This window comes from Carnobacterium sp. FSL E2-0243 (genome assembly GCF_038003605.1).
Lineage (GTDB): Bacteria > Bacillota > Bacilli > Lactobacillales > Carnobacteriaceae > Carnobacterium > Carnobacterium maltaromaticum.
In genome coordinates this window covers 166,744-179,230 of sequence record NZ_JBBOPM010000001.1, presented here as the reverse complement: position 1 = coordinate 179,230, position 12,487 = coordinate 166,744, and the positions used below count along the sequence as shown (strand labels likewise).

Genomic DNA, 12,487 nt, shown 5'->3' with positions numbered 1-12,487 from the left:
GGATGTGTATCATGGTTCTAAGTTGCTAAAGCAACAAGAACCATGATAAAGCCACAAGAACCTCTGTAAACCAACATTCAAGGATCACAGTCCATCTTCGATGGATGTGTATCATGTTTCTAAGTTGCTAAAGCAACAAGAACCATGATAAAAAAGTGAGTTGCTAAAAAATTAGCATCTCACTTTACACTTAAATCTTTTTAACAAACTCTGATTTCAATTTCATAGCGCCAAATCCATCAATTTTACAATCAATATCATGACCTGCGTTTAAATCACCATCGATTAAACGTATATTTTTTACCTTTGTACCTAATTTAATTGCTGTTAAGTAGCCTTTGACTTTCAAGTCTTTAATCACTGTGACAGTATCCCCGTCAGTTAAGATATTTCCATTTGAATCTCTTACAGCGTTAGCCTCTTCTGCTTTTTCAGCAGCATCCGCTGACCATTCGTGGGCACATTCTGGACAAACTAAAAGATTGCCATCTTCATAAGTATATTCTGAATTACATTCGGGGCAATTTGGTAAATTTTCCATTCTCACATTCCTCCATTCGCTTTTTATTATTTCTATCCATACTTATTCATTATATACGATTCAAAATATATTTCAATGATCTGTAAGGGTTCTGGGAATTATCAAGTAGCCCTACCCATTGGTGGGTATACAGAAAGCGGTTCTCAAAAAAAATAACTCTACTATTTTTTCAAATAATAGAGTCATTTTATTCTCTTTTCAAAACATTAGTTTACTTTATATTAATAACGTAAAATCAACGCAATATGATGATACTTAGCTAAATAATCATTTGGGACAAAAACAACTTCTCCACCAAATTCAGTAACTGTATGGATAATCTCGTTCACAATATCATCGACTACTTCTGCCTGTGACGTATCCTCTGTGACAATCAATGTTCCTTCTTCAATCACAGCTGATTGGAAAAAGTCTTTTTCGACATACAGTTTCTTCCCGCGACCTTCCGTCACCGCTTTATAAATATTGCTCAATTCATTAACAAGCTTATTTTCATTCTCTGCAGTTTCTAAATCTGCTAAAGATTGATCTAATTGATCTGAAACATAGGCTTCAATAACAGGATAAGCCAACTCTACAATTTCATGATTGGTAATTTTTGTTCGATCAAAGCTCCCATGAATACTCCCAATAAACCACTCATCTTGGTTGGCAATTTCATGATAATATTCAATATTACGTTGGACACCTGCCAATATTACTGGAAGTGGATTTTCACGATAAATTTTGTAGAAAGCATTATCAGCTCGGTTGAAGAACTCTTTAATCAAATTATTTTGAACTGCCCCAATTGAATTTTGAGTTGGATCAGTTTCATAAAATTCCGTATTTTTAAAAGGAAAATCATCTGTTTCAAATTCTTGAACAAACGTATCATTAAAGAACTCAAGAACTCTAACTTCCTGTTGACTAAGAGTGAGCACGTAATAATGCTCTGTTTGTTTCACTGCTCGAATCAAATTACGTGTCGAGAATTTTTTATCTATTTTAACAGTATCTTTTTCAATTTCAATTGGCAACTTAATCGCTTCTTTAAAATCTTCAGAAGCAAATAAAATTAAGGTATCTAGGTTTTGCTGATGATTTAATTCAGTCTCTAAAGCCCTTAAATTATCCATCACTCCCCAAACTTTGCGCTTATCATACAACTCTAACAATCTTTCTTCCGTTTCATTGATTAAATTTTTTAAAACAATCGCATCTTTCTGATTCTTAGGTGATGTTCTATGGGTTCGTAAAGAAATCGTCACCGCTGGATCATGGGTAAAATCGCTAATTTTCTTTAATTCTGAGTAGTCCATATCGTTCCTCCTTTAAAATAAAAAGCTTGTTGAGACGGGTAACTCTGGCAGAAAGATAGGAAAATACATGCAAAGTATCTTTTTACTTTGTAGGGATTTTATCTTCTTTCCGAAGAGTTGGCTCATAAGAGCTGGCCTTGATAAAAAGCTTGTTGAGACGGGTAGTTCTCAAGAGAAATCCGCTCTTAAAAACAATTAATTTTTCCCTAGATTAATCATAAATGAGTCGGAATCTTTTAGCAAATGTTAGCCCTTACTTTCTCAGGATTTTATTAAAATTTAAGCAATAAAACGATCAAAATTTATTTTGGTTGTTGCGCCAAGCTTTCTTGATGCTTGGCTTTTACTTCGGCCAATAGTGCATCATCTAAAATCAAGTCTAGAGCGGTGTTAGCTAAAAGATCTGCTCCCAATAAAATAGAGTCTAGCCCTTTTTGGCTACGAGCAGCAGCTTTAAATTCAATACTATGGCCAGCAATATACTCATCAGAAATTGAGATTGTTGGTTGAATTGTTGGAATCACTTGACTTACGTTCCCAACATCCGTTGAACCTCCTCCTGCTGGTGAAAATTTTTCAGCTACATCAAATCCTGCTTCGTTTAAATGTTTTAGATAAATTTCATCAAAACGATACGTCGGAACCGTATCATCCACGGAATTTTGAAATAGACCAAATTTATACGTTGTTCCCGTTGCTAAAGCGGCACCTTTGACAATATTTTCAACTTTTTGATACACATCATTTAAGGTACTTCTAGCTGCTGCGCGCAGATAAAAGCGAGCCGAAGCATATTCTGGCACAACGTTTGCTACATCACCACCGTGGGTAATAATACCATGGATGCGTACGTCATCTGATAAATGTTGACGTAATGCATTGATGGAATTGTAGACTTGCAAAACAGCATCTAGCGCATTGATGCCCTTTTCTGGAGCTGCGGCTGCATGAGAAGCCTTACCGAAGAACTCAATATCAACAGGATCATTCGCTAACGAATGAGCTGTTAAGCCATTTTCATAGCTAGGGTGAACACATAAAGCTACATCAACATCTTTAAAGAAACCTTCTCTGACAAAGCTACCTTTAGCTGAGCCGTTTTCTCCACCTTCTTCACCTGGTGTTCCATAGACTCTAATTTCTCCACCAACTTCATCAATGATTTGTTTTAGTGCACTGGCAGCTAAAACTGAAGTTGTTCCAAATAAATTATGTCCACATGCATGGCCAATTCCTGGTAAAGCATCATACTCAGCTAAAAAAACAATCGTCGGCCCAATTTTTTTGGCTTGGTAACGAGCATCAAAACCAGTCCGATGTCCAGCGACATCTACTTTAACATCAAAGCCTTCCGCTTTAAGTTGTTGAACCAACGCATTTGAAGAGTAATACTCATAGTTACTCACTTCTGGATGATCATGAATGTCTAAAGCTAAGGCTTGATACGTGTCCTTTCTTGTTTCAATAAAATTCTTTAAGGTCTTTTGGTTTGTCGTTGTCATATTTTTTCCCCCTCGTATAATATAAAATCTAGCCTAAAAAAACTAATTTATTTTTGTAAAATAAAAAAACTCCCATCCAATGCATGAATAAACATACAAAGGACGGAAGTTTCCGCGGTACCACCTTTTTTATAGCGCTAAATAAACGCTATCTCTCCAATACTTGAATCTTTATTGATTCGCATATCTTAGCACTATAACAGGTGCTCCCGTAATGATTTAAAAGAAATTTTCTAGTTCAATCATTAATACTCCAAGACCATTTTCCACTAATAAGCCACTGTCTCTTTTCACCAACCGAGACTCTCTAAAAGCTTTTTATTACTGTACTTTTCTCTTCACTGTATTCTCATTATTTTTTCATTATATTACCATTAACTATCAAACTTGTAAAGCTTTATTTAAAATAAGGTTTCAATAAATCCAATTCTCTCTGATTTAATGGACGATACGTTCCTACTGCTAAATCTTCATCCAAAGTTAAAGGTCCCATGGTTAGCCGCTTCAAGTAAGTTACTTTTTTTCCAACTGATAAAAACATTTTTTTAACTTGATGAAATTTACCTTCACTAATTGAAAGCAGAACATGACTTTCGATTGGACTTTGAGCTAAGATAGTTAGTTTAGCCGGTTTACATTGAATATCACCATGAAAAATAATGCCTTTATCAAATGCTTCTTGATCCTCAGTAGTTGCTAGGCCATTAACCTTAACTTCATAGGTTTTAAAAATTTCTTTGTGAGGCACTAATAATTGATGCGCTAGCTGACCATTATCGGTAATCAGCAATAATCCTTCTGTATCTTTGTCTAAGCGACCAACAGGAAACAATCCCGCACGAATATCCTCAGGTGCTAATAAATCAAGTACCGTTTGATTTTCTTCGTCTCTAACAGCACTTACCACACCATTTGGCTTATTCAACATATAATATACATGAGTATTATGTGTGACCTTTTTTCCTGCAACTAAAATTTCTTGTAACTGTGAGTCTGCATTATAATTATCTGTTAAAATAAGCTCACCATCAATGCGAACTTGTTTTCCCTTGATTAGCTTTTTGACTTGCCGTCTTGATCCATAACCAGTTTCTGATAATAATTTATCTAATCGCATAAAAACTCTCCTTCTAACTTGTTATTCATTAGCCTTAACATTGAACTATGTATTGGAAAATAAAAACGAAGAGGCTAGGAATTTTCATCCTAGCCTCTTCTATTCGTATGGAACATGGAGCATTACAGAAAACTTAGGTTTAATTAAGCTTTTCCGTTTGAACCAAACCATTCAATTCTTTGTTCAACTAACTCTTTAACAGCTGTTGTACCAGGAGCTAATAATTTACGAGGGTCAAAACCTTTACCTTCTAAATCTTTACCTTCTTCGATATATTTGCGTGTTGCTGCTGCAAATACTTCTTGACACTCAGTGTTAACGTTAATTTTTGAAACGCCTAATGAAATAGCTTTTTTAACTTGTTCAACTGGAATTCCAGATCCACCGTGTAATACTAATGGCATACCATCAGTAATATCAGCGATTGCTGATAATGTTTCAAAGCTTAAACCAGTCCAGTTAGATGGGTAAGAACCATGAATGTTACCAATACCTGCTGCTAAGAAATCAATTCCTAAATCAGCAATAATTTTACATTCTTCTGGAGAAGCTAATTCACCAGTACCGATAATTCCGTCTTCTTCTCCGCCGATGCTTCCAACTTCACATTCAACAGAAACGCCTTTAGCATGAGCTTGTTTAACAACCTCTTTCGCTTTTTCAAGGTTTTCTTCGAATGGTAAATGAGAACCATCAAACATAACTGAAGTATAACCAACACGGATACATTCTAGAGCATCTTCATAGTCACCATGATCTAAATGAAGAGCAACAGGAACAGTAATCCCCATAGAGTCAATCAAGTTTTTAACTAGATTGTAACAAACTTCATAGCCACCCATATATTTTGCTGCGCCCATTGATGTTTGAATCATGACAGGTGCGTTAGAAGCTTGTGCTCCCTCTAAAATCGCTTTTGTCCACTCTAAGTTGTTTGTGTTAAATGCGCCAATCGCGTATTTACCTTCACGCGCTTTTTTTGTCATTTCTGCTGCTGATACTAATGCCATAAATTAATTCCTCCTAATGAAATTTTTTATTCCGTATTACTTAAATTCAACCTTGAAGTCCATTAATTTTGCAATTAATTTCAGCCATCGAAGAATTCAGGAATCTACTATCATATTGTATCAATATAATGGGAAAATTTCCATAAAGATGGCAAATAATTTTAAAAAAATCACATTTTTGTCCCGATTAGGTCATAAAATCAGTAAATTATTGGTAAATTTAATCAAAAAAGCGATTTATTGGTCTATTTTCGTCCCACTCATCTATAAATAACAACTTTCGTTAAATGCTTACCAAAGCAAAATTATTATTTTTATAAGCTTAACTATATTAAATAGAGTCGTTTTTCCCCAAATACAACTTAAAAAATTTCGTTATTTGCTTATTTATTCGTGTAAAAAGGATTGAGCTGTTAAAAATAACAACTCAATCCTTCTATTTTTTATTCTTTTTGACGATCTTTATTTCGTTTATTTAATAGGAATGCAATACCTGCTAAACTTAACAGGCTTCCCATCATTAAACTTTGATTTGCTGTTTCTGAGGTTTGCGGCAATTTCTCTTTTATTACTTTTGTTGGGTTTGGTTCTTTTGTTAATGTTGTTGTTGGTCCACCAGTATTTGGCAACTGATTATTTCCTGGTTTTTCAGGTGTTACTGGTGGTATAACTGGATTCTTTTTGATTTCAAAAGTATCTGTCGTTATAGAAATCTCACCCTCAGTTGAAGTTTCTGTAACTGTCACCGTATACGAACCATCTTCTGTTGGAACAGGAATATCTGGTCCTGTTCCAGTACTGATAATATTTCCATCCTTATCCTTAATTACCCACGTTAATGTTGAATCTGGTAATTTTTGACCTGCTGTAATTTTATCTGGGTTGAGCGGCTTTTCAATTTCAATAGTAGCATCTGGATGGCGAATAACAAATGTATCATTTACGATACTTATTTCACCTTCTGGGCTCGTTTCTGTAATTTTAACTGTATACGTACCATTCTCTGTTGGAACAGGAATATCCTTACCAGAACCACTGCTAATTACAGTCCCAGATTCATCTGTAATTTCCCAGGTTAACTCAGAATCAGGGATTTTTTGACCTCCTGTAATTGTCTCTGGATTGATTGGTTTAGAAACTTCAACTTCTGCTTTTGGATAACGGACTTCAAAGTTAACTGAAGCTGTATGAGCTTCACCTTCTAGACTTGTTTCTGTAGTTATTAACTGATAGTGCCCTTCTAATTTTGGTACCTCCGCATCAGTACCACTGCCTGTGCTAATAAGATTTCCTGCTAAATCTCTCACTTCCCAAGTTAAAGTCGAATCTGGTAATTTTTGACCTGCTGTAAGTTTACCTGGATTCACAGGTTTATCTACTTCTGCTGTAGCCTTGGGATGACGAATCTCAAAGTCCGATGAACTGACACTAGTTTCATTTTCAGGACTCGTTTCTGTTACTGTTACAGTATAGTGACCATTGTCTGTAGGAACTGGAATATCTGAACCTGTACCACTACTAATTACCGTTCCATCTTGATCTGTAATTTCCCATGTCAATGTTGAATCCAGAATTTTTTGGCTTCCAGTAATTTTTTCTGGATTGACTGCTTTATCTACTTCAACTTCCGCTTGTGGATGGCGGATTTCAAAACTAGTCTCTGCAACACTAATTTCGTTTTCGGGACTGGTTTCGGTCACTAAAACTTTATATTTTCCTTCTTCAATTGGTACTGGAATATCTAAACCTGTGCCATTACTGATCACTACTCCATTTTCGTCAACAATTTCCCATGTTACTGTTGAATCTGAAATCTTATTTGTTGCTGTAATTTTTTCTGGATTAAAAGGTTGGTCCACAGCTACTGTTGCTTCTGGATGACGAACTTCAAATTTCTTCCTATCTGAACTAATTTCGCCTTCTGGGCTTTTTTCTACAAGTGTAACTTGGTATTTCCCCTCATCTTCTGGAACAGGAATTTCAGTGCCTACTCCACTTGCAATAGCTTTTCCGTCCTCATCTGTAATTACCCAATAAACTTCTGAATCTGGAATTTTATGGGTTCCAGTAATTTTTTCAGGATTGATTGCTTTATCTACTATAACTTCCGCTTTTGGATGACGGATTTCAAAGTCAACATTTGCAATGCTGCTTTCTCCTTCTGGGCTGATTTCAGTTACTGCTACTTGATATTTTCCTTCTTCGTCTGGTACAGGAATATCTAAACCTGTGCCACTACTAATAACCGTTCCAGTTTCATCTTTCATTTCCCATGTCACCGTTGAGTCTGAGATTTTATTTGTTGCTGTTATTTTTTCTGGATTAAAAGGCTTATCAACTGTCACTGTTGCTTCTGGATGACGAATTTCAAAGTTAGTCTCAGCATTGCTACGTTCCCCTTCTGGACTTGTTTCGATTACAACTACTTTATATTTTCCTTCTTCGGTTGGTACTGGAATGTCTAAGTCCGTTCCACTGTTAACGACTTTTCCATTTTCATCTTTGATTTCCCATGTTACTGTTGAATCTGGAATTTTATTTGTTGCCGTAATCTTCTCTGGGTTAAAGTGCTTGTCGACAGCTACTGTTGCTTCTGGGTGGCGAATCTCAAATTTAGCCACTGCAATACTAGTCTCGCCTTCTGGACTTGTTTCAGTTACTGCTACTGTATATTTTCCTTCTTCGTCTGGTACGGGAATATCTAAGCCTGTTCCACTATTAATGACTTTTCCAGTTTCATCTTTCATTTCCCACGTTACTGTTGAATCTGGGATTTTATTTGTTGCCGTAATTTTTTCTGGATTAAAAGGCTTATCAACTGTCACCGTTGCTTCTGGATGACGAATTTGAAAGTTAGTCTTAGCAATACTGATTTCGCCTTCTGGACTTGTTTCAGTTACCGTTACTGTATATTTTCCTTCTTCAACTGGTACTGGAATGTCTAAGCCCGTTCCACTGTTAATGACTTTTCCATTTTCATCTTTGATCTCCCATGTTACTGTTGAATCTGGGATTTTATTTGTTGCCGTAATCTTCTCAGGATTAAAAGGCTTGTCTACTGTTACAGTTGCTTTTGGATAGCGAATCTCAAAATTAGTTTCTGCATCTTTAAACAATCCTTCAACACTTGTTTCTCTGACTTTAACTGTATATTTCCCTTCTAAAGTAGGGACTGGAATCGTTGTTATATCCGTTCCTGATGCAACTACTGTGCCTGATTCATCAAAAATTTCCCAGCTACCAGTCGAGTTTGGTAGTTCCAATCCTGCTGTAATTTCTTTAGGATTAAATGGTTTTTCAACAGCTACTACAGGATCTGGACGGCGGATGCTAAAGGTATTTGTTGTCTCATCCGCTAAAGGATTGCCGTATTTAGTTTGACTTGTAGAACTTACTGTATTTGTATAGTCCCCATTTGGCAGGCTTTCTAAAAAGTCTTTTGTTGGATTTCCAGAACCCGTCCATTCTCGTCCATCTGTGTGACGAATAACCCAAGTTTCATTTGAGATGTCACTGTTGCTAGTATTTAGAATAGATTCAGGATTAATTGGCTTATCAACAATACTCTGAACTTCTAATTTTTGCATATTTATATATGCTCCAGCACTAATACTATTTTTCCCTGTCGGAAAAATAAAACGAACGTAATACTCACCTGTTGTTAAACCGTAATCTGCAAATTTTACAACGGTACCGGGTTCATAATTTGTATCTGGTACAACTATTTGGCCATTTTCATCTTCAATATTAAACATCACTTGGCCTGTAACAACACGAGAACCAATGTATTTAACTGCTATATTGGTTAATAAATCAAATGTAAAAGCCTCTTCGTCACCGTCAAAGCCAACATAGAAGCCGTCCATCTCAATTTCCCAATCAGTCTCTCCAGCTCTGGAAATAGGTGGAATAATTGTTTCTGCTAAATTAGAAATTACTGCACTTTCTTGTTGTTTTACTTGTACTGGTTCAGTGAATTCTTCAGTATTATTTTCTTCAACAACCTGGTCTTCTTCTATAACCGTCTCTTCTTCTGCAATACTGTTTTCTTCACTTATTTTTACTTTTTCATTTTTTTCAGTAGTGTCTTCTGTATTGACGATTGGTTCTACAGCCAACGCAGTCGATCCTATTTCTGTAGTTAACATACTTAAGGTCACTGAACAGACTGCTAGAGTCTTTAAAATATCATTTCTTTTCATTTTGTTTTATCCTCCTCCATATTTTATAATTAATATAAACAACCAAATAATACACCTAGTTATTATAGCACCATATCCATTGATTATTTTGTTTTTTTCTCCCTATTTAAGCGAAAAAAAATAATTTTTATTGTTTATATTTGTTTAACGTTATTAAATAGATTAACAAAAAACGCTCGTATCATTAATGTTTACTACGAAAATTCGTACAAACATTATTATCTTAAAATTTTAAAATATAGCTTCTACTTATTTAATTATGTTATATTTAAAATAAGTTTATTTTTTCCTAACTCAAGGAAAAAATAAACTTATCTAACCAATTTTTAGGAATTAAGCATTTAGAATCCCTTAAAATTTTATTGACTCCTATGTACTTCGCTTGTCTGACACTATGTTCAAAATAAACACTATAAATAGACAAAAAAAACTTCTAGCGAAATTTGATTAATCGAATTTCACTAGAAGCTTTCTATTTATAAAAAATTTCCTTATTTTGCATCCCAAATTGGAATATCCGTACCATTTGTTGTTGAATCAATTAATTTTTTTGTTGCTTCTGTTTGATATTCTGCAACTACCTTTTTATAGACTTTATTGTCTTTGTCCGCTTTGCGTGCTGCGATTACATTTTTGTATATATCTTTTACTTCCGAAATATTATCTGTGTCTAAATACAGTGCATCTTTCTTAGGACTAAAACCTGCATCTACTGCATAGTTTGTATTGACAACTGCTGCTGCTACATCTTGTAAAGAGCGCGCTGTTTGGGCAGCATCTAATTCTTTAATCTGAATATTTTTTGTATTTTCTGTAATATCATTAACAGTTGGAGAAGCAGCCTTTGTATCCAACTTAATCAAATCTAACGCTTGCAAGAGTAGTAAAGCACGTCCACCGTTTGTAACGTCATTTGGAATCGCGATAGAATCGCCATCTTTAAGCTCTTTTATATCTTTGATTTTTTCAGAGTAAATACCTAATGGCGAAACAAAAGTAAAGCCAATCGGCGTTAAATCTGCATCATTATTTTTATTAAAATCTTCTAAAAAGGCCACATGCTGAAAGGCATTTAAGTCAATATCCCCGTTTTTCAATGCAATATTGGGCTGATTATAATCCGTAAATTCGACAACTTCCAAGTCAATGTTTTGATCTTTTAAGCGTTTAGCAACATCTTTCCAAATTTCGATTGCAGACTCACTAACTACCCCGATTTTTACTTTTTCAACTTTATCTGCTTTATCTCCGGTCCCTTTAGCGCCACATGCCCCTAAAATAAAAATAAATGCTGCTGCCAATGTTATTAATCCAATTCTCTTTTTCATACTCAATCTCCCCTTTTCTATCTATTCTCATTTCATTGCATATCTATTCATCAAGTCTTGCCTTCCCTTTCTGAAGAATTAGGTAGTCAAAAGGACAACAAAAAAACCCTTTTACCAAGAAACTCTCTTTGAGTATTCTTAATAAAAGGGCGAAATTTTCGCGTTACCACCTTTTTTTACAGGTGCATCACTACATCTGTCTCTACCAGTACTTAAGCTGAAAAAAGCTTGTCAAACTGTGGCAATATAACGGCTGCATCCGGAATGACCTAAAGGAGTTCTCTCCAGTTTAGCCATTCAACTCCAAGACCATGTTCAACTCTACTATCCACCACCTGTTCCCACCTAGCCAGGCTCTCTTTGCGCTTCATTTCAAGTTTACTCTTCTTTTCATCGTTTTTTCACATTATTTTTTAATCTCTTTTTAATAATCATTAGTTTAGCACAGCGGTAAAATAAAAGTCAAGAAAATAATTTGAATTTTAATTAAAATTTGAACAAGGAACTCATAGGTACATTTTCATGAATCCGTTTAATACCCTCACCCATTAACTGAGAACACGTAATAATTTCTAAGTTTTCTGGCGTTCTCTTTTCCGTTAAATCAATTGAATCCGTGACGCAGATTTTTTTAATCGGAGCATTCTCTAATATCTCTGTCGCATTAGCTGAAAACAAACCGTGTGAAGCGCAAGCATAAACTTCTTTGGCACCACTGTCCATTAAAACATTGGCCGCCTTAGCTAATGTTTCGCCAGTATTAATCATATCATCGATCATGATACACGTTTTCCCAGTGATATTTCCAATTACATAACCGGACTCTTCTCCGTTTTCATCAACATGTTGATCAACGATTGCTAAAGTAGTATCTAGATATTCAGATAGCGTTCTAGCTCTACCAACACCACTATTTTTAGGTGACACCACCACTACTTCTTCATTATTTAAGCCACATTCATGATAATAACGAGCTAATAACGGCAAAGTAAATAAATTGTCCACTGGAATGTCAAAAAATCCTTGTAACTGAACTGTGTGTAAATCTAACGTCAATACTCTAGTTGCACCAGCTTTTTGAATCATATTTGCAACTAATTTTGCTGTAATTGGTTCTCTAGGTTTCGCTGTCCGGTCTTGTCTTGCATAACCAAAATAAGGCATGACTACATTAATTGTCTTAGCACTAGCTCGTTTCAATGCATCAATCATAATTAATAATTCTAGCAAATGGTCATTCACAGGGTTACTCGTTGATTGAATAATATAAACATGGTCCCCACGAATACTTTCTTCAATATTAATTTGAATTTCTCCATCGCTAAAGTGACGCACACTACTTTTACCTAGCTCAATTCCCACCACCTCGGCTATTTTTTCTGCCAATGGTTGATTAGCGTTTAAACTAAAAATTTTCAATGATGGATCTTTATAAGATGTTGTCATGATACCCTCCAACTGTATTTTTTATTCTCTTGTTACTGTA

Annotated in this window: 8 protein-coding genes and 2 other annotated features; all 8 genes read right to left on the bottom strand. The window is 35.2% G+C overall.

What is annotated here, in order from left to right:
* Positions 1–190: 190 nt before the first annotated feature.
* Positions 191–541 carry a zinc ribbon domain-containing protein YjdM gene (locus MHI00_RS00785; RefSeq protein WP_010049986.1) on the bottom strand — a complete coding sequence of 117 codons (351 nt, stop codon included), beginning with the start codon at positions 539–541 and terminating at the stop codon, positions 191–193.
* A gap of 221 nt (positions 542–762) precedes the next feature.
* The gene (locus MHI00_RS00780; RefSeq protein ID WP_010049985.1) at positions 763–1,842 is read right to left on the bottom strand and encodes an AOC03_06830 family ribosome hibernation factor; all 1,080 of its coding nucleotides are present in this window, start codon (positions 1,840–1,842) and stop codon (positions 763–765) included.
* A 302-nt stretch (positions 1,843–2,144) separates the two neighbouring features.
* Positions 2,145–3,344 carry a M20 family metallopeptidase gene (locus MHI00_RS00775; RefSeq protein WP_056999466.1) on the bottom strand — a complete coding sequence of 400 codons (1,200 nt, stop codon included), beginning with the start codon at positions 3,342–3,344 and terminating at the stop codon, positions 2,145–2,147.
* A 95-nt stretch (positions 3,345–3,439) separates the two neighbouring features.
* Positions 3,440–3,695, bottom strand: a binding site (T-box leader).
* Positions 3,696–3,741: 46 nt separating this feature from the next.
* A complete protein-coding gene (locus tag MHI00_RS00770) occupies positions 3,742–4,461 on the bottom strand; it encodes a pseudouridine synthase (RefSeq protein ID WP_015075246.1) in 720 nt (239 codons plus the stop codon).
* Between the two features lie 143 nt (positions 4,462–4,604).
* Positions 4,605–5,471 carry a class II fructose-bisphosphate aldolase gene (locus tag MHI00_RS00765; RefSeq protein WP_010049980.1) on the bottom strand — a complete coding sequence of 289 codons (867 nt, stop codon included), beginning with the start codon at positions 5,469–5,471 and terminating at the stop codon, positions 4,605–4,607.
* 443 nt (positions 5,472–5,914) lie between these two features.
* Positions 5,915–9,673, bottom strand: coding sequence for an LPXTG cell wall anchor domain-containing protein (locus tag MHI00_RS00760; RefSeq protein ID WP_341110168.1), 3,759 nt, complete (start codon positions 9,671–9,673; stop codon positions 5,915–5,917).
* 491 nt (positions 9,674–10,164) lie between these two features.
* Positions 10,165–11,001: a MetQ/NlpA family ABC transporter substrate-binding protein gene (locus tag MHI00_RS00755; protein WP_010052585.1), complete on the bottom strand. Its 837-nt coding sequence runs from the start codon at positions 10,999–11,001 to the stop codon at positions 10,165–10,167.
* Positions 11,002–11,143: 142 nt separating this feature from the next.
* Positions 11,144–11,404: a binding site (T-box leader), on the bottom strand.
* Between the two features lie 83 nt (positions 11,405–11,487).
* A complete protein-coding gene (locus MHI00_RS00750) occupies positions 11,488–12,447 on the bottom strand; it encodes a ribose-phosphate diphosphokinase (protein WP_341110167.1) in 960 nt (319 codons plus the stop codon).
* Positions 12,448–12,487: the final 40 nt, after the last annotated feature.